Annotated in this window: 20 protein-coding genes; 6 read left to right on the top strand and 14 right to left on the bottom strand. The window is 53.3% G+C overall.

The features are described from left to right. The first annotated feature begins 43 nt into the window (after positions 1-43). Together ACVXHP_RS10620 and ansB are read left to right on the top strand one after the other, a co-directional pair. Positions 44-763 (top strand): DUF2884 domain-containing protein, encoded by a 720-nt coding sequence (locus tag ACVXHP_RS10620; RefSeq protein ID WP_447571412.1) that lies wholly within the window; start codon positions 44-46, stop codon positions 761-763. A gap of 188 nt (positions 764-951) precedes the next feature. After that, positions 952-1,998, top strand: coding sequence for an L-asparaginase 2 (ansB, locus tag ACVXHP_RS10625; protein ID WP_200009011.1), 1,047 nt, complete (start codon positions 952-954; stop codon positions 1,996-1,998). A 116-nt stretch (positions 1,999-2,114) separates the two neighbouring features. Here the strand turns inward: ansB and hemW are convergent, their stop codons facing one another. Genes hemW through ACVXHP_RS10650 form a run of 5 tightly spaced genes read right to left on the bottom strand, consistent with a single transcriptional unit; the run spans position 2,115 to position 5,421 of the window. Next, on the bottom strand, positions 2,115-3,251 hold the full coding sequence (hemW, locus tag ACVXHP_RS10630; protein WP_447571413.1) for a radical SAM family heme chaperone HemW: 1,137 nt from the start codon (positions 3,249-3,251) through the stop codon (positions 2,115-2,117). Beyond that, a complete protein-coding gene (locus ACVXHP_RS10635) occupies positions 3,244-3,837 on the bottom strand; it encodes an XTP/dITP diphosphatase (protein WP_447571414.1) in 594 nt (197 codons plus the stop codon). The genes hemW and ACVXHP_RS10635 overlap by 8 nt, the downstream gene beginning before the upstream one ends. Positions 3,838-3,844: 7 nt before the next feature. Next, positions 3,845-4,135 carry a DUF167 family protein YggU gene (gene yggU / locus ACVXHP_RS10640; protein ID WP_042310947.1) on the bottom strand — a complete coding sequence of 97 codons (291 nt, stop codon included), beginning with the start codon at positions 4,133-4,135 and terminating at the stop codon, positions 3,845-3,847. Beyond that, positions 4,132-4,698, bottom strand: coding sequence for a YggT family protein (locus tag ACVXHP_RS10645; RefSeq protein ID WP_137347445.1), 567 nt, complete (start codon positions 4,696-4,698; stop codon positions 4,132-4,134). Before ACVXHP_RS10645 ends, yggU begins: the two co-directional genes overlap by 4 nt. An 18-nt stretch (positions 4,699-4,716) precedes the next feature. After that, positions 4,717-5,421: a YggS family pyridoxal phosphate-dependent enzyme gene (locus tag ACVXHP_RS10650; RefSeq protein WP_200009007.1), complete on the bottom strand. Its 705-nt coding sequence runs from the start codon at positions 5,419-5,421 to the stop codon at positions 4,717-4,719. 17 nt (positions 5,422-5,438) lie between these two features. On the opposite strand from ACVXHP_RS10650, the gene ACVXHP_RS10655 reads away from it, so the two are divergent. Beyond that, positions 5,439-6,419 carry a type IV pilus twitching motility protein PilT gene (locus ACVXHP_RS10655; protein ID WP_447571415.1) on the top strand — a complete coding sequence of 327 codons (981 nt, stop codon included), beginning with the start codon at positions 5,439-5,441 and terminating at the stop codon, positions 6,417-6,419. Here ACVXHP_RS10655 and ruvX read toward each other — a convergent pair. The 8 genes from ruvX to metK all read right to left on the bottom strand — a co-directional run bounded on the left by ruvX (position 6,416) and on the right by metK (position 13,746). After that, a complete protein-coding gene (ruvX, locus tag ACVXHP_RS10660; protein ID WP_038633601.1) occupies positions 6,416-6,832 on the bottom strand; it encodes a Holliday junction resolvase RuvX in 417 nt (138 codons plus the stop codon). The genes ACVXHP_RS10655 and ruvX overlap by 4 nt on opposite strands. Next, on the bottom strand, positions 6,832-7,395 hold the full coding sequence (locus tag ACVXHP_RS10665) for a YqgE/AlgH family protein (protein WP_032940453.1): 564 nt from the start codon (positions 7,393-7,395) through the stop codon (positions 6,832-6,834). Before ACVXHP_RS10665 ends, ruvX begins: the two co-directional genes overlap by 1 nt. Positions 7,396-7,506: 111 nt before the next feature. Then, positions 7,507-8,454 (bottom strand): glutathione synthase, encoded by a 948-nt coding sequence (gene gshB, locus ACVXHP_RS10670; RefSeq protein ID WP_016154394.1) that lies wholly within the window; start codon positions 8,452-8,454, stop codon positions 7,507-7,509. 158 nt (positions 8,455-8,612) lie between these two features. Then, positions 8,613-9,344, bottom strand: a complete 732-nt coding sequence (gene rsmE / locus ACVXHP_RS10675; protein ID WP_447571416.1) for a 16S rRNA (uracil(1498)-N(3))-methyltransferase — start codon at positions 9,342-9,344, stop codon at positions 8,613-8,615. A 74-nt stretch (positions 9,345-9,418) separates the two neighbouring features. Next, a complete protein-coding gene (gene endA / locus ACVXHP_RS10680) occupies positions 9,419-10,126 on the bottom strand; it encodes a deoxyribonuclease I (protein WP_447571417.1) in 708 nt (235 codons plus the stop codon). A 94-nt stretch (positions 10,127-10,220) separates the two neighbouring features. Further along, complete coding sequence (locus tag ACVXHP_RS10685) at positions 10,221-10,718, bottom strand: SprT family zinc-dependent metalloprotease (protein WP_447571418.1); 498 nt, start codon at positions 10,716-10,718, stop codon at positions 10,221-10,223. 77 nt (positions 10,719-10,795) lie between these two features. Continuing rightward, positions 10,796-12,190 carry a galactose/proton symporter gene (gene galP, locus ACVXHP_RS10690; RefSeq protein WP_003027074.1) on the bottom strand — a complete coding sequence of 465 codons (1,395 nt, stop codon included), beginning with the start codon at positions 12,188-12,190 and terminating at the stop codon, positions 10,796-10,798. A gap of 401 nt (positions 12,191-12,591) precedes the next feature. Then, on the bottom strand, positions 12,592-13,746 hold the full coding sequence (gene metK / locus ACVXHP_RS10695) for a methionine adenosyltransferase (RefSeq protein WP_200009002.1): 1,155 nt from the start codon (positions 13,744-13,746) through the stop codon (positions 12,592-12,594). Positions 13,747-14,287: 541 nt separating this feature from the next. Between metK and ACVXHP_RS10700 the strand changes: the two genes are divergently transcribed. The 3 genes from ACVXHP_RS10700 to speA all read left to right on the top strand — a co-directional run bounded on the left by ACVXHP_RS10700 (position 14,288) and on the right by speA (position 16,633). Continuing rightward, positions 14,288-14,425 carry a hypothetical protein gene (locus ACVXHP_RS10700; RefSeq protein WP_269156192.1) on the top strand — a complete coding sequence of 46 codons (138 nt, stop codon included), beginning with the start codon at positions 14,288-14,290 and terminating at the stop codon, positions 14,423-14,425. A gap of 91 nt (positions 14,426-14,516) precedes the next feature. Further along, positions 14,517-14,648, top strand: a complete 132-nt coding sequence (yqgB, locus tag ACVXHP_RS10705; RefSeq protein ID WP_064507034.1) for an acid stress response protein YqgB — start codon at positions 14,517-14,519, stop codon at positions 14,646-14,648. 8 nt (positions 14,649-14,656) lie between these two features. Beyond that, the gene (gene speA / locus ACVXHP_RS10710; protein WP_072014782.1) at positions 14,657-16,633 is read left to right on the top strand and encodes a biosynthetic arginine decarboxylase; all 1,977 of its coding nucleotides are present in this window, start codon (positions 14,657-14,659) and stop codon (positions 16,631-16,633) included. A gap of 91 nt (positions 16,634-16,724) precedes the next feature. On the opposite strand, the gene ACVXHP_RS10715 is transcribed toward speA, so the two are convergent. Then, a partial coding sequence (locus ACVXHP_RS10715) for a hypothetical protein (protein ID WP_447571419.1) occupies positions 16,725-17,135 on the bottom strand: 411 nt, incomplete at its 5' end.

A 17,135-nucleotide genomic window follows, 5' to 3' on the forward strand; every position in this document is an offset into this window, starting at 1 on the left:
CAGGGTCGGCAAATGCCGGCCCGATTTGTATTGAGGGAAAGATATGATGCGCAAAACGCTGCTGGCGGCAGTCCTCACGTTCACGGCGATGGCCGCACATGCCGATTACAAGTGCAGCGTCACCCCACGTGACGATGTGATTTTGAGTCCACAAACGGTGCAGGTGAAAGGCGAAAACGGCGATCTGGTGATTACCCAGGCCGGTGATGTCACCTTTAATGGCAAGCAGTACAACCTCAGCGCCGCACAGCGTGAGCAGGCTAAAGATTATCAGGCGGCGTTGCGTAGCAGTCTGCCGTGGATTGACGAAGGTGCCAGAGCTCGCGTTGAGAAAGGTCGCGTGGCGTTGGACAAAATCATCGCCAAAGAGGTTGGTGAAAGCAGCAACATGCGTGGCCGCTTAACCAAGCTTGATGCGCAACTGAAAGCGCAGATGAACCGCATAATTGAGCATCGTACTGACGGGCTGACCTTCCACTATAAGGCGATTGACCAGGTTCGCGCCGACGGGCAGCAATTAGTGAATCAGGCGATGGGCGGCATTTTGCAGGACAGCATCAACGAGATGGGCGCTAAAGCTGTGCTCAAAGGCGGCGGTAACCCGCTGCAGGGCGTACTCGGGAGCCTGGGTGGTTTGCAAACGTCAATTCAGAACGAATGGAAGAATCAGGAACAAGACTTCCAGCAGTTTGGCAAAGATGTTTGCGCCCGCGTCGTGACGTTGGAAGACGATCGTAAAACGCTGGTTAGCACGCTGAAATAATTTTCACCTCTTTTTAACGGCACAGAAACATTCTGTGCCGTTTTATTTTGTATCTTTCTGTTTTTTTGATATCCATCTCTAAGAATGGCAATTTGATAGAGATATAAATCTGGTTAATTGGATGCCGTCACATTATTCATCTGTAAGATAGACATAATGCTGCAAATTCAAGTAACTGGAGAAATAACATGGAGTTTTTCAAGAAAACGGCACTTGCCGCACTGGTTATGGGTTTCAGCGGCGCGGCGCTTGCACTGCCAAACATCACTATTTTAGCAACCGGCGGGACTATTGCCGGCGGTGGTGATTCCGCGACAAAATCTAATTACACGGCAGGCAAGGTAGGCGTAGAGAATCTGGTTGAAGCCGTACCTCAGTTGAAAGACATCGCGGTTGTGAAAGGTGAGCAGGTGGTGAACATCGGCTCTCAGGATATGAATGACGACGTCTGGTTAACGCTGGCGAAAAAGATTAACACCGAGTGTGATAAAACCGATGGTTTCGTCGTGACACATGGTACGGATACCATGGAAGAAACCGCCTATTTCCTCGACCTGACCGTCAAGTGCAACAAGCCGGTAGTGCTGGTTGGCGCAATGCGTCCGTCTACAGGGATGAGCGCCGATGGCCCGTTCAACCTGTATAACGCAGTGGTGACGGCTGCAGACAAAGCCTCTGCCAACCGTGGCGTGCTGGTGGTGATGAACGACACCGTTATGGATGGTCGCGACGTGACCAAAACCAACACTACCGATGTCGCCACCTTCAAATCCGTTAACTATGGCCCGCTGGGCTACATCCATAACGGTAAGATTGACTACCAGCGTACGCCTGCGCGTAAGCACACCACATCCACTCCGTTCGATGTGTCTAAGCTGAACGAACTGCCGAAAGTTGGGATTGTCTACAACTACGCTAACGCATCAGATCTGCCGGCTAAAGCGCTGGTCGATGCAGGTTATGCCGGGATCGTGAGTGCGGGTGTAGGTAACGGCAACCTGTACAAAACCATTTTCGATACGCTGGCAACTGCCGCGCATAAAGGTACCGTTGTCGTGCGTTCATCCCGTGTACCAACCGGCGCTACCACGCAGGATGCAGAAGTTGATGATGCGAAATACGGCTTTGTGGCTTCAGGTTCTCTAAACCCGCAAAAAGCGCGTGTGCTGCTGCAGCTTGCGCTGACGCAAACCAAGGATCCTAAGCAGATCCAGGAAATGTTTAATCAGTATTAATCGATGAAGGTGGCTGCGCTTATCGCCCTAACCCTGTAGGCCTGATAAGCGCAGCGCCATCAGGCAATTTGCCGGATGGCGGCTCAAGGCCTTATCCGGCCTACATCGTTACCGTATTACTCCGCCAGGAACAGCTCCAGCAGCGAATTCAAAAACAGCTTACCGTGTTGGGTAATCTGCCAGTATTCATCGCATTCACTCAGGTAACCCTGGGCGATAGCTGCATCAATCTGTCGACGAATAACGTCTTCGGCAAGCCCGGTATATTGCGTGAATTCGGCACGTGGCGCGGCCTCCAGTAACCGGAAACGGTTCATAAAGAACTCGAACGGCTTATCGGCCTCGGCAACATCACGCTGGCTTTCCAGATAACGTCCTTGCATGTATCCGCGTGGATGCCGCGTTTTGGTGGTGCGCAGGATGCGTCCGTCCGGGAACGTCACTTTGCCGTGTGCGCCGCAGCCAATGCCAAGATAGTCGCCAAAACGCCAGTAATTGAGATTGTGCTGACACTGATAGCCCGGCTTCGCATAGGCTGAGGTTTCGTACTGCTGATACCCCGCGGCAGTCAGCAACTGGTGGCCTTGCTCAAAAATATCCCACAGCGCGTCATCGTCCGGTAATACCGGCGGACGTGAACCAAACAGCGTGTTGGGTTCGATAGTCAGCTGATACCACGAGAGATGCGGCGGGTTGAGCGCAATGGCCTGCTGCAAATCGCCCAACGCCTCTTCCAGCGTCTGATCCGGCAGGCCGTGCATCAAATCAAGGTTAAAGCTACGTAGCCCCAGACCGCTCGCCAGATTCGCGGCACGTTTGGCTTCTTCCGGTCCGTGTATACGTCCCAGTCGCTCAAGTTTGGCGGCGCTAAAGCTCTGTACGCCAATGGAGATTCGGTTTACGCCAGCGCGTTGATAATCAACAAAGCGATCGGCTTCCACCGTACCAGGATTCGCCTCCATCGTGATTTCTGCATCCGCGGCCAGGTTCAGACGTGCGCGCACGCCGTCAAGCAGCGTTTGCATTGCCGGGCCGGAAAGCAGGCTCGGCGTACCACCACCGATAAAAATGGTCTTTACTTCACGTCCCTGGGCGTGGGCTACCTCAGTATCCAGATCGCTCAGCAGATGCTGCACATAGTCGTCATGAGGGACGTCGCCCTTCAGCGCATGCGAGTTAAAGTCGCAGTACGGACATTTTTGCACGCACCACGGGATGTGAATATAAAGACTTAGCGGCGGAAGCTTAACCATTACGCAGGGCATCCAGCAGCAGCTTCAGCGCCTGTCCGCGGTGAGAAATCGCACTTTTCTCTTCACGGGTCAGTTCAGCCGCCGTTTTACCTTCAGACGGTACAAAGAAGATCGGGTCGTAGCCAAAACCACCGTTTCCGGCAGGTTCCCGGGTAATAATGCCCGGCCAGCTTCCGTGACAAACAACAGGCGTTGGATCGTCTGCGTGGCGCATGTAGACCAGCACGCAGTGGAACTGTGCCTGGCGCTTGTCATCAGGGACATCCTGCAGGGTGTGAAGCAGTTTTTCCAGGTTCTGCTGATCGGTCGCATCTTCGCCGGAATAGCGGGCCGAATAGATGCCCGGCGCGCCGCCCAGAGCGTTCACCGCCAGACCAGAGTCATCAGCAATGGCCGGCAGTCCGGTAATTTGCGCGGCATGACGCGCCTTCAGAATGGCATTCTCAATAAACGTCAGCCCGGTCTCTTCTGCAGAATCAACACCCAGATCCGTTTGGGCAACGACATCAAGTCCGAAATCACTCAGAAGAGAGGCGAGTTCACGCACTTTACCGGCATTGCCGGTCGCGAGGACAACTTTTTGCATGGGATACCTAATCAGTTAGCGCCGCAATTTCGGGCGGGATCTGTTGCGGATGAATGATTTTAACCTGTTTGTGACGGCCAAGCTCGCCCTTCTCAATGATGACCTGGCTCTTTGCCACACGGAACTGTTTGCCGAGAAACTTCACCAGATGGCTATTCGCTTGCCCATCCACCGGCGGGGCGGTAATGGCGACTTTTACTTCGTCGCCATGTAAACCCACAATACTGTCACGGCTGGCTTTAGGCTGAATGTAGAGCCGTAAAACCAGACCATCGTCGCAGGGTGTAACGGCACTCATAGCGCCATCCACAGCCCCGGCAGCAGCATGTTGCCTGTCGCCTGTAACACTTCCGCAATGCCCATATTAATCACGTAGAGCAGCAGAACCAGAATCATTGGTGAGAAATCGATGCCGCCCATACCCGGGAGGATACGACGGATAGGGCGCAGCAGCGGGTCCGCCAGTTGGATCAGTACATATTCCACAGGGCTGCGGCCCTGACTGACCCAGCTCATAATCGCCATCACCAGCAGTACCCAGAAAATCAGCAATCCGATGGTCTTGAGGACAATCAGTACGGCGGCGATCCAGATAATCGGCTGGAACGTGACCACCTTAAACAGCACGATTGCCTTGATAAAGCTGAGAACGAGCGCAACTAATGCCGATGCGCTGTCAATCGGCCCCATCGGGGGAATCACGCGGCGTAACGGCCCAATAATAGGTTGCGTGATTTTCACAATAAACTGCGAGAACGGGTTGTAAAAATCGCAGCGAGACCATTGCATCCACACGCGCAGCAGCAGCGCCATGGTATACAGCTCAATTACCGTTGAGAGCAGGAAGGTCAACGTATTCATGGTGTTCCTTAGTTTTCCTTAATTTTTTGTGTAATCACGAGCACCAAAAATGGCAGTGCCAATGCGCACCATCGTGCTACCTGCCGCAATTGCGGCATCCATATCATCAGACATCCCCAGTGAGAGGGTGTCGATGCCTGGGTAGCGAGTTTTCAACCCGGCAAATGCTACAGCCATTTGCTGTGCAACTTCAAACTGCCTTACATAATCTGACTCAGGCGCCGGGATCGCCATCAGACCACGCAGAGTAATATGTGGCAATGCGGCGACTTCAGCGGCCAGTGCATCAAGCTCTGCCAGCGGAATACCCGACTTACTGTTCTCATCGCTGATATTAATCTGTATCAGCACATTCAGCGGCGGCAGTTGTGCCGGGCGCTGCTCGCTCAGACGGGTAGCGATACGCAGACGATCAATGGTATGGCACCAGTCAAAATGTTCAGCGACCAGACGGCTTTTGTTGGACTGTAGTGGGCCGATAAAGTGCCATTGCAGATCGTTGACGCCTTGTTCCCGGAAGTAGCGAATTTTATCCACCCCTTCCTGAACATAATTTTCACCGAAGGCTCGCTGACCTGCGGCAATGGCATCTTCGATGGCGCTCGCAGGTTTGGTTTTACTGACTGCAAGCAACGTAACTTCTTCTGAAGACCGCCCGCAACGCGTCGCGGCGGCTGAGATTTTGTCCCGGACATGTGCCAGGTTATGCGCGATATCGTTCATTTTCCGAGGATGTTCATATGAATATGGAAGAAATAGTGGCCCTTAGTGTAAAGCATAACGTGTCGGATCTACACCTGTGCAATGCATGGCCTGCGCGCTGGCGCATACGCGGAAAAGTCGAAAATGCACCGTTTTCCACGCCTGACGTGGAGAAATTGCTGATGTGCTGGCTCAGTGAGCAACAACAGGTACAGTGGCGGGAACAGGGGCAGATGGATTTTGCCGTTACGCTGGCGAACTCACGGCGTCTGCGTGCGAGCGCGTTTGTTCATCAGCAGGGAATTTCTCTGGCGCTAAGGCTGTTGCCGCTTGATTGCCCATGTTTAGATGATCTCCAGACTCCCGCCGTCTTACCGGAGCTGCTGCACAGTGAAAATGGATTAATTTTGGTGACAGGCGCCACCGGCAGCGGTAAATCAACGACCCTGGCGGCGATGGTGGCATATCTTAATCAGCACGTTGCGGGACATATTTTGACGCTGGAAGATCCCATTGAATATCGCTACACCAGCCAGCGTTGTCTTATTCAACAACGGGAGGTGGGCGTACACTGCGCTTCTTTTGCCGCCGGTTTACGCGGCGCGCTACGTGAAGATCCTGACGTCATTCTGCTGGGGGAACTGCGCGACGTGGAAACCATCCGGCTGGCGTTAACGGCTGCGGAAACCGGGCATCTGGTGCTGGCAACATTACACACGCGAGGGGCAGCGCAGGCCATTGCGCGGCTGGTGGATACCTTTCCCGCACAGGAGAAAGATCCGGTGCGTAATCAGCTGGCAGACAGCCTGCGGGTAGTGCTTGCGCAAAAGCTGGAACAAGATAAGCAGGGAGGGCGCGTGGCGCTATTCGAACTGCTCGTCAACACGCCCGCTGTCGGTAACCTGATCCGTGAAGGGAAAACGCATCAGCTACCCGGCATAATGCAAACCGGGCAACAGACAGGCATGCAGACGTTTACGCAGAGCCAGCAGCAACGCCAGGCGCAGGGGAGGCTTTAGTAGCCCTGCTCGAAATAGCTTTCGAGGATAATAACGGCAGAAGCGGAGTCCACTTTACCTTTATTCAGTGCCCGGTACCCGCCTTGCTCAAACAGACCGGAACGGGCTTCGACGGTGCTCAAACGCTCATCATGCAACGTCACGGTAACGCCAAAACGACCGTGAATACGGTTAGCGAACTTGCGTGCGCGTGCGGTAAGGGGTTGTTCGGTGCCATCCATATTGAGCGGTAAGCCGACAATGATTTCGTCCGGCTGCCACTCTTTCAGCAGGCGTTCAATCAAATTCCAGTCCGGCGTACCGTCCTGGGCTTTGATCGCGGGCAAGGGTCTCGCGGTACCGGTAATGCGTTGACCAATCGCAACGCCAATGCTTTTTGTACCAAAGTCGAAAGAGAGTAATGTTCCGCTCATCAGGCATGTCCCGCCACGCCAGGCATGGTAAGGATATCTATCCCGATAAGTTTCGCCGCATCGCGCCAGCGGTCGGCAATCGGCGTTTTAAACAAGATGTTGAGATCGGCGGGGGCCGTAAGCCAGGCGTTATCCAGCAGTTCTTGTTCGAGCTGGCCTTTTTCCCATGATGAATAACCTAACGCAACCAGCACCTCAGAGGGTTGCTCCTGCGTACCTAAGGTTTCTAATACATCGCGGGAGGTGGTGATGATGGTGTTATCTGAAATGCGGATACTGGATGCAAAGCGTGACGGCGGGGTATGCAGAATAAACCCACGGTCTTCCGCCAGCGGTCCGCCGAGCATCACCGGTTTATCCAGACGAATAGCCGGATCGCGTGCTTCAGGGGTAATTTTCAGCTTTTCCAGAATCCCTTCAATTTGTAAGTTTTCCAGAGGTTTATTGATGATAATCCCCATTGCACCGTTCTCATTGTGTTCACAGATATACACCACGGAACGGCGGAAAATCGGATCCTGGAGAGCAGGCATGGCAATAAGAAAGTGATGCTGTAAATTCATTGTCAGAGGTTCTGTTTCCTGGTTCAAAAAAGCAACAGCGCCCAGTATGCGTACAAATACGAGCGCTGTCACTATGAGTATTGGTAGGATCCCTTCTACCGGCGAGTTCTTTTATTTTTGCAAACGTGCCTCAATGGCATCCATCAGCATACCGGTAATCGAAACCGGGAATTCTGCTTCAATCTCACGAATACAGGTTGGGCTGGTGACGTTAATTTCCGTCAGGCGATCGCCAATGATATCCAGTCCGACAAAAATCAACCCTTTCGCTTTCAGGGTTGGCCCAATACGGCGGGCAATTTCCCAGTCGCTGTCGGTTAATGGACGCGGTTCGCCACGACCACCGGCGGCCAGGTTGCCACGGGTTTCACCACCCTGTGGAATACGCGCCAGGCAGTACGGAACGGGTTCGCCATCCACGACCAGCACGCGTTTGTCGCCATCTTTAATCGCCGGTAAATAGTTCTGCGCCATGCAGTAGCGAGTACCATGTTCGGTCAGGGTTTCGGCTATGACGCCGAGGTTCGGGTCACCTTCCTTCACGCGGAAAATAGATGCGCCGCCCATGCCGTCCAGCGGCTTGAGAATGATGTCGCTGTGTTTTTGCCAGAAGGCTTTCAGTTGCGCTTTGTTACGTGTGACCAGCGTTTCTGGTGTCAGGTCGGCAAACCATGCGGTGAACAGTTTTTCGTTGCAATCGCGCAGGCTCTGCGGTTTGTTGACGATTAACGTCCCTTTTTCTTCTGCGCGTTCCAGAATATAGGTCGCGTAAATGAACTCGGTATCAAATGGCGGATCCTTACGCATCAGAATCACGTCCAGATCGGCCAGCGGGAGATCTTGCTCGCTGTTGAACTCATACCATTTGTCGTAGTTCTGCTCTACGCTCAGGGTCCGCGTACGAGCGCGGGCTTCACCGTTGATCAGATAAAGATCGGCCATCTCCATATAGTGAATTTCGTAACCACGACGTTGTGCTTCCAGCAGCATTGCGAAGCTGGAATCCTTCTTGATGTTGATGCTTGCGATGGGATCCATCACGATGCCGAGCTTGATCATTGTTCTTCTCCGTTAAAAGCCCAACCTCTTAGGCTATTTTTCTTGCCAGTTTAAACCTGGGCAGTGCTCGCAATCCTCACGTACTGCGTGTACGCTCCGGTTGCTGCGCGCTGTCCGCGTTCAAACTGGCTGCGACAATTACGCCTAATAGGGCGGTCTTAGCCCAGATCGCCAAAACGCACCTGTAGGGCGGTAATGGCGGTGAGCGCAGTTGTCTCAGTACGCAGAACGCGAGGTCCTAACAGGATATCAGTAAACTGATAACGTGCGGTCATGGCAATTTCATCTGCCGACAGCCCACCCTCCGGGCCAATCAGCAAGCGGACGCGCTCAACCGGCAGCGGCAGCGTATTGATGCTGGCGCTGGCGCGAGGATGCAGGTTCAGCTTCAGTCCTTCGTCCTGCTCAGCGCACCATGCTTCCAGATCCATTGCCGGGCGAATTTCAGGCACCCGGTTACGACCGCACTGTTCGCAGGCGGCAATGGCGATTTTCTGCCACTGCTGGAGCTTTTTGTTCAGGCGTTCACTGTCCAGTTTAACGCCGCAGCGCTCAGAAAAAAGTGGCGTAATGAGGCTTACACCCAGTTCGATCGATTTCTGGATAGTAAATTCCATTTTTTCGCCGCGCGACATCACCTGACCCAGGTGGATATGCAACGGTGATTCACGATCGTCGAGTTCGGCGTTAAGCACTTTCACGTCCACGCTTTTTTTGCTGGCGTGGGTGATTTCGGCGTCAAACACCTGGTTGCTGCCGTCAAACAGCTGTAGCGCCTGGCCAGGCCCCATACGCAGCACGCGACCAATATGGTTGGCGGCATCTTCACACAGTGAAATTTGGCTGCCGGAAGTGAGTGGCTCAGGGTGATAAATGCGAGGAATGCGCATAGTTAAACATCCGCGTCATGGCCCTGGGCTGCGAAAGGCCTGGGCATGGTTAAAAATATTGCCGCTAGTGTAGGTTAGCTCTTTTGCGCCTGGCAAGCGCGTTGCACATAGGGGTTATGGTTTCCCTGTACCTTCGCAATGCGTTCGTCACGCTCACACTCCCACTCGGTGACCGGATATTGCTTGTTCCAGGCATTAAAAAGCTGGGTTTGCTGGCGGGAGAGCGTCAGGTCGTACTGGTCACGCATGTAAAAATAAGTGCGTGCGATAGCACCGCGGGCGCGGGCTGGCGGCTCAGCGACTTTTTCTTTGAAATCAACTTTCATGGCGCACTGTCCATACTGACCTTCGCCACCGTTCCACTGGCTGTACATAAAGTTTGCGCGATCGCCATTCACTTCCCCCACCGCAGGCTGCAGGTTATGCATATCACTTTCCATCTGGCGATAGACCGGATCTTTGGCGCAGTTTTTACGCCCTCCGTCCTGCCAGCACTGGCGCTGATGGCCAAACTGCCAGGCAGGAACAACGTGTTCCCATTCGATACGACTGGCGCGGTTTTCGTTTTTTCGCACTTTGTAGCCGCAGGATTCAAGGTCAACGACCCCTTTTTTACCTTGCCAGTTAATTTTACAACCACAGTAGAAATCGCCCGGCGCATCGGCGTTAACTTTGACGCCTGCTGCTTTCGCCTGAGAAAAACTGTTGATACCTTCGGCTAAAACCGGACCAGAAAACGCAGCGGCTAGCAGGGCCGCGGCAATAGAAAGATTACGGTACATCACGAACTCCGTGTCAAAACGAGCCCGCAACGTAGCGAAAGTTGTTCTTGTATGCAATCAGCTAGATCAGAAAGGTTCCTGATAATTCTGAATATTATTCTGCAACCAGTGGTTCGCCGCAATGGACGCAGCGGTAGGTGGCTTCACCGCGAACAACACGGTTATGTCGGCGAACGGTCAATTGATGTTCCTGGCACTTACAGCGGTAAGCGAAGGTTTTACGCTGCACGGATTGCAGCTCAAACTGATGTGTGCGTCGGGCCGGGACGCCCAGCACACTCTCCATCATCCATTTCCACTCTTTCCCGTGCGGCGGGACGCGGCCAAAGTGCTTCCACACCAGCAAATGCGCCAGTTCATGAGGTACCACTTCGTTAACGAATGCCTCGACGTTTTCCATCAGCAGAACTGGGTTGAGGCGGATTTCGTAAGTTTGTAGCCACGCCGTGCCCGCGGCGGTTCCGCGCTGTTGGTAAACCAGCTTTGGCTCCGGGTAATGACGTTCCAGCTTGAGATTGGCCTGGGCGAGTTTTTCCCGCAGGCTGCGCATAACGGCTTGCTGGATGGCGATGGGAAGTCGGGAGGTTTTCATAACGCCAGAGGATAGTGCGACAGGGAAGGGACTGCAAGAGGAAGGCTTCCTCCCGCCTGGGAGGAAGCTTTGAGTGATTAGTCGTGTGCGCCAATTTCGCGCAGTTTACGACCTTTCATCAGGTTACGTTCAATGTGTTCCAGAGAGACGTTTTTCGTTTCCGGGATTAGCCACAGAGTCAGGAAGATGAACAGGACGTTCAGACCGCCGTAGACCCAGAAGGTGTTAGCGCTGCCCAGCGAGTTCAGCATCGTCAGGAAGGTTGCGCCCACGATCATGTTAGCAATCCAGTTGGTTGCGGTAGAGCAGGTGATGCCGAAATCGCGGCCTTTCAGCGGCTGAATTTCAGAACACAGTACCCAAATCAGCGGACCGGCGCTCATCGCGAAGCCAACGATAAACATCAGCAGCATCAGCACGGCAAAGTACTGGGCGGCAGCGGAGTGGATACCCACATGCATCATGGTGCCCAGCACGCCCATACCCACAGCCATGACGATAAAGCCAAGAATCAGCGTAGGTTTACGGCCCCAGCGGTCAACCAGACCAATGGCGATAAAGGTTGCCAGTACGTTGGTCAGGCCAACGATAACCGTTCCCCACATCTGCTCGGTGGTGTTGGTATAACCCGCCAGTTCAAAGATTTTTGGCGCGTAATACATAATGACGTTCATCCCGGTGAACTGCTGCATCACCTGTAACAGTACGCCAAGGAACACTGCGCGACGGAAGTTGCTGTTTTCTTTAAACAGCGCCCAGCCACTTTGTTTAACCTGCAAGCTCTCACGAATTTCATCCAGCTCGCGTTTGGCCTCGGCGCTGGTATCACGCAGACGCAACAGAACGCGCTCGGCATCGACAAAACGACGCTTAGCTGCAAACCAACGCGGACTGTCCGGCAGGAAGATAACGCCAACCAGCAGTAACAGGGCAGGGATAATGATTACGCCCAGCATCCAGCGCCATGCGCCGCTATAACTGAATGCGGTATCGGAGAGGTAAGCGCCGAGGATCCCGATGGTGATCATCAACTGATACATCGAGATCATGCTGCCGCGGATTTTTTCCGGTGCGATTTCGGACAGGTACAGCGGCGCAGTATAAGACGCAACACCAACGGCCAGGCCCAGCAGCACGCGGGAAACCAGCAGCACTTCAACGTTTGGCGCCGCGGCGGAGAACAATGAACCGGCAACAAACAGGATTGCGCCAATCATCAGGCTCTTTTTACGCCCCAGTTTGAAGGAGAGCCAGCCGCTGCCGACAGCGCCTACAGCCGCACCAAACATCATTGAGCTCACCACCCATTCCTGAGTGTGTGGGGTTATTTGAAACTCGTCGGTGATGAACGGTAAAGCACCGGCAATAACACCGATATCCAGGCCAAAAAGTAATCCAGCCAGGGCTGCAAGAAAGCAGACAAAAAATGTCATGGCTTTGTTGGAACGCCCCGTTTTTTTATTGTCAGGCATGATGCCCTCCGGTTGGGTAGCTATTTTGTTGATGTTAAGGGTAGGTGAGTACGGGGTAAAAAAATGCGAATTACATCACATTAGTGTAATCGCTTACACTGGCATTCATGGTGTTTATCATTTATTTAATTGAAAAATAACGTTTTTTATAAGGATATGATAAAGCCAGTTGCCTGAAATTAAGACAATACTGAAAGATAATGTAACAATGATGCACAAGAGATGGCCAGGAGATGTTAATTCGAAGTGGGCTGAAACACTGCTTAATGTAATCGCTTTCATTTTCGTTCGAAAAGAGATTTGCCAGGCTATTCTGGGAATGGGAGGTAGCGAGAAAATGGGCATAAAAAAGACCAGCCGGGGCTGGTCTTAGGAAGCATACGCGTTCAGTCGTGGGGGAATTACTTCAACCCGGCAGCGTCACGCAGCAGTTGCGCTTTGTCGGTTTTTTCCCAAGGGAAATGCTCACGACCAAAGTGACCATAGGCTGCGGTTTCTTTGTAGATAGGGTGCAGCAGATCCAGCATCTGAATCAGACCATACGGGCGCAGGTCGAAGAACTCACGCACCAGCAGGGTCAGCTGTTCTGAAGGCACTTTTTCGGTACCGAATGTTTCTACCATGATAGAGGTCGGTTCAGCCACGCCGATTGCGTAGGAAACCTGAATCTCACAACGGTCAGCCAGGCCAGCGGCAACGATATTTTTCGCGACGTAGCGGGCCGCGTAGGCTGCGGAACGGTCAACTTTAGACGGATCCTTACCAGAGAATGCGCCGCCACCGTGACGTGCCATACCGCCGTAGGTATCAACGATAATCTTACGACCCGTCAGACCGCAGTCGCCCATCGGGCCGCCGATAACGAAACGACCCGTTGGGTTAATGAAGAATTTAGTTGCAGAGGTCAGCCACTCAGTCGGCAGTACCGGTTTGATGATCTCTTCCATAACGGCTTCTTGCAGCGATTTCTGATCGATATCTTCAGAGTGCTGAGTCGACAGAACAACCGCATCAATACCGACGATTTTGCCGTCGTCATACTGGAAGGTGACCTGGCTTTTTGCATCCGGACGCAGCCAGGATAAGGTGCCGTTTTTACGCACTTCAGCTTGACGCTGCACCAGACGGTGAGCATAGGTAATTGGTGCTGGCATCAGCACATCGGTTTCGTTGGTCGCGTAGCCAAACATCAGGCCCTGGTCACCCGCGCCCTGTTCCAGCGGGTCGGCACGGTCAACGCCCTGGTTGATGTCCGGAGACTGTTTACCAATTGCGCTCAGTACCGCACAAGAGTTGGCGTCAAAACCCATGTCGGAATGCACATAGCCAATTTCGCGAACCGTGTTACGGGTGATCTCTTCGATATCGACCCATGCGCTGGTGGTGATCTCACCGCCAACTAAAACCATACCGGTTTTGACGTAGGTTTCGCAGGCAACGCGTGCTTTCGGATCCTGTTCCAGGATTGCATCCAGCACGGCATCAGAGATTTGGTCAGCGATTTTGTCAGGATGCCCTTCTGATACGGACTCGGACGTAAAAAGGTGTTTTGCCATATTTAATTTCACCTAAGGAGAATTTGGTTAGCTCAAACTGTCGAGTGGGATAGCCATGTGTAGAAGATTCTACCATGAGTCTGCAGATGACGGACACTGGCAGTCTGAGTGTTAATCGGTATAGATGGATTAACATCTGGACGGCTATTTTAGGACAGTTCTTCGCCTGATTTCCAGCTTTTTTTGAGTAAGGTCTCATTGTACTGAAAATGTAACTGGAAATTTTTCCTGACGGTGCTGGCAATGTGTGCATTTATCTTTTGCTTTTTACTCCCCATATCGGTATAAAACGCGGCGCGCGGCTCATATCCGTCATACTTCAAGTTGCATGTGCGTTGGCTTCCTCGCTCGCCCCAGTCACTTACTTATGTAAGCTCCCGGGGACTCTCTGCGTTGCCGCCTTCCCGCAACTCGAATTATTTAGGATAGACAAAAAGCACACGACATTTTCATCGTGTTGCCACTTCCAGCCGGGTTAAAACTTTAGCTTTGGCTTGTGGGTTCGTTCCGTAAGGATCAACCGTGGAGGTGATAAGAGATAATGAACTGTTGTATTCTGCTGAATCTGTCGCACCGTTCTGGTGTACATATGTCCCCCGCAATCTGCATCTTGCATACCTGCCGATGTTATACCCATCTCGGCGCTTCTCAGGACTCAAGAGCCGGTAACGGTCACTAAGAACTGAACAAGGGCGCTCTTGGTAAACAAGAGTTTTCTCGTGGTTTCGCCGAACCGTCAGCAGTACGTTCGGTTGCGTGTTTACAATGATATGAAAAAGAAACCGGTCGCACAGTCGGAGCGTCAGCACTATCTGCTGGAAATTCTGCCTGTATTTGGGTTGTTATCGCGTCTTTGGATTGCGATAGTAGTCAACTGTTTTACACTTGTTAATAAAATTTGAGGTTCGCTATGTCTGACGACATTTCTTTGGGTTCGCCTTCGTCAGCAGGCGAACACGGTGTACTACGCTCCATGCAGGAGGTTGCAATGAGTTCCGAGGAAGCCAGCAAGATGCTGCGTACTTACAATATTGCCTGGTGGGGTAATAACTACTATGACGTCAATGAACTGGGTCACATCAGCGTGTGCCCGGATCCGGACGTACCAGAAGCGCGCGTTGACCTTGCTGAGTTGGTGAAAGCCCGTGAAGCACAGGGCCAGCGTCTGCCTGCATTGTTCTGCTTCCCGCAGATCCTGCAACACCGACTGCGTTCGATTAACGCCGCGTTCAAACGCGCCCGTGAATCCTACGGCTACAACGGTGACTATTTCCTCGTTTACCCGATCAAGGTTAACCAACACCGTCGCGTAATTGAATCACTGATCCACTCCGGCGAACCGCTGGGACTGGAAGCGGGCTCCAAGGCTGAACTGATGGCCGTTCTGGCCCATGCCGGAATGACCCGTAGCGTGATCGTCTGTAACGGCTATAAAGACCGTGAATACATCCGACTGGCGCTGATTGGCGAGAAGATGGGCCATAAGGTCTATCTGGTTATCGAGAAGATGTCTGAAATCGCCATTGTGCTGGATGAAGCTGAACGCCTGAATGTCGTTCCGCGTCTGGGCGTACGTGCGCGTCTGGCGTCGCAGGGTTCCGGCAAGTGGCAGTCATCCGGCGGTGAAAAATCTAAATTCGGCCTGGCGGCAAACCAGGTACTGCAACTGGTGGAAATTCTGCGCGAGCGCGGCCGTCTGGACAGCATTCAACTGCTGCACTTCCACCTCGGCTCGCAGATGGCGAACATTCGCGATATCGCCACTGGCGTGCGTGAGTCGGCTCGTTTCTACGTGGAGCTGCACAAGCTGGGCGTGAATATTCAGTGCTTCGACGTGGGCGGCGGCCTGGGCGTGGACTACGAAGGTACCCGCTCGCAGTCTGACTGCTCCGTAAACTACGGCCTGAACGAATACGCCAACAACATTATCTGGGCGATTGGCGACGCCTGTGAAGAACATGGTCTGCCGCACCCGACGGTAATCACCGAATCGGGTCGTGCCGTTACCGCACACCATACCGTGCTGGTCTCCAACATCATTGGCGTTGAACGTAGCGAAATCACCGAAGCGACGCCGCCGGCAGACAACGCGCCGCGCTCCCTGCAAAGCATGTGGGAAACCTGGCAAGAGATGCACGAGCCGGGCACACGCCGTTCGCTGCGTGAATGGCTGCACGACAGTCAGATGGACCTGCACGATATTCACGTTGGCTACTCTTCTGGCACCTTTAGCCTGCAGGAACGCGCGTGGGCAGAGCAGCTCTATCTGAACATGTGCCATAATGTGCAAAAACAACTCGATCCGAGTAACCGCGCGCACCGCCCGATTATCGACGAGCTGCAGGAGCGGATGGCGGATAAGATTTACGTCAACTTCTCACTGTTCCAGTCAATGCCGGATGCGTGGGGAATCGACCAACTGTTCCCGGTGCTGCCGCTGGAAGGGCTGAACCAGGCGCCTGAGCGCCGCGCGGTGCTGCTGGATATTACCTGTGACTCTGATGGCGCTATCGACCATTACGTTGACGGGGATGGTATTGCCACCACCATGCCGATGCCGGAATACGACCCGGAGAACCCGCCGATGCTGGGCTTCTTTATGGTCGGCGCGTATCAGGAGATCCTCGGCAACATGCACAACCTGTTTGGTGATACCGAAGCAGTCGACGTGTTTGTTTTCCCTGACGGCAGCGTGGAAGTTGAGCTGTCTGACGAAGGCGATACCGTAGCGGATATGCTGCAATACGTGCAGTTGGATCCGAAAACGCTGCTGACGCAGTTCCGTGATCAGGTGAAAAACACCGATCTGGACGCTGAGTTGCAACAACAGTTCCTCGAAGAGTTCGAGGCGGGTTTGTACGGATATACCTATCTCGAAGACGAGTAATATTCCCCAGTGGATAAGAAAAGGGTCTGACTACTGTCAGACCCTTTTTTTGGCTACATGAATACCCGCCAGCGTGTGGCGGGGGACTGGCTTAACTCAATTGCTTATCATCGAATCCGATAATCACTGCTGCGTAGATATCAATAGGGCTTGATGGCAGCAATTGCTGCCACTGCTTCGGCTGGACCATGGCACCCGTGGTGTTCATATCGCCGTTCCACTTTTTATGTTCTGGCGTTTTCGGCATATCCATACCGGTCTGGCCGGTGGAAGAGCCTGGTGAGAGCTTGACGTCGGTTCCATTCGGATTGCTCGACGGCGCAACACCGTTGGTCATATCGCCATTCCACTGCTTATGTTCCGGCGTTTTCGGCATATCCATACCGCTCTGGCCGGTGGAAGAGCCCGGTGAGAGCTTGACGTCAGTTCCATTCGGATTGCTCGACGGCGCAACACCGTTGGTCATATCGCCATTCCACTGCTTATGTTCCGGCGTTTTCGG

The sequence above is a fragment of the Citrobacter freundii complex sp. 2025EL-00176 genome (assembly GCF_053309355.1).

Coding starts and splice junctions, on each gene's coding strand:
- rsmE (WP_447571416.1), bottom strand. CDS start 9,344: ATGCGCATTCCTCGCATTTATCACCCTGAGCCACTCACTTCCGGCAGC.
- ruvX (WP_038633601.1), bottom strand. CDS start 6,832: ATGAGCGGAACATTACTCTCTTTCGACTTTGGTACAAAAAGCATTGGC.
- ansB (WP_200009011.1), top strand. CDS start 952: ATGGAGTTTTTCAAGAAAACGGCACTTGCCGCACTGGTTATGGGTTTC.
- ACVXHP_RS10685 (WP_447571418.1), bottom strand. CDS start 10,718: ATGAAAACCTCCCGACTTCCCATCGCCATCCAGCAAGCCGTTATGCGC.
- yggU (WP_042310947.1), bottom strand. CDS start 4,135: ATGAGTGCCGTTACACCCTGCGACGATGGTCTGGTTTTACGGCTCTAC.
- ACVXHP_RS10650 (WP_200009007.1), bottom strand. CDS start 5,421: ATGAACGATATCGCGCATAACCTGGCACATGTCCGGGACAAAATCTCA.
- metK (WP_200009002.1), bottom strand. CDS start 13,746: ATGGCAAAACACCTTTTTACGTCCGAGTCCGTATCAGAAGGGCATCCT.
- galP (WP_003027074.1), bottom strand. CDS start 12,190: ATGCCTGACAATAAAAAAACGGGGCGTTCCAACAAAGCCATGACATTT.
- ACVXHP_RS10700 (WP_269156192.1), top strand. CDS start 14,288: ATGAACTGTTGTATTCTGCTGAATCTGTCGCACCGTTCTGGTGTACAT.
- speA (WP_072014782.1), top strand. CDS start 14,657: ATGTCTGACGACATTTCTTTGGGTTCGCCTTCGTCAGCAGGCGAACAC.
- ACVXHP_RS10655 (WP_447571415.1), top strand. CDS start 5,439: ATGAATATGGAAGAAATAGTGGCCCTTAGTGTAAAGCATAACGTGTCG.
- hemW (WP_447571413.1), bottom strand. CDS start 3,251: ATGGTTAAGCTTCCGCCGCTAAGTCTTTATATTCACATCCCGTGGTGC.
- ACVXHP_RS10620 (WP_447571412.1), top strand. CDS start 44: ATGATGCGCAAAACGCTGCTGGCGGCAGTCCTCACGTTCACGGCGATG.
- gshB (WP_016154394.1), bottom strand. CDS start 8,454: ATGATCAAGCTCGGCATCGTGATGGATCCCATCGCAAGCATCAACATC.
- endA (WP_447571417.1), bottom strand. CDS start 10,126: ATGTACCGTAATCTTTCTATTGCCGCGGCCCTGCTAGCCGCTGCGTTT.
- yqgB (WP_064507034.1), top strand. CDS start 14,517: ATGAAAAAGAAACCGGTCGCACAGTCGGAGCGTCAGCACTATCTGCTG.
- ACVXHP_RS10665 (WP_032940453.1), bottom strand. CDS start 7,395: ATGAATTTACAGCATCACTTTCTTATTGCCATGCCTGCTCTCCAGGAT.
- ACVXHP_RS10635 (WP_447571414.1), bottom strand. CDS start 3,837: ATGCAAAAAGTTGTCCTCGCGACCGGCAATGCCGGTAAAGTGCGTGAA.
- ACVXHP_RS10645 (WP_137347445.1), bottom strand. CDS start 4,698: ATGAATACGTTGACCTTCCTGCTCTCAACGGTAATTGAGCTGTATACC.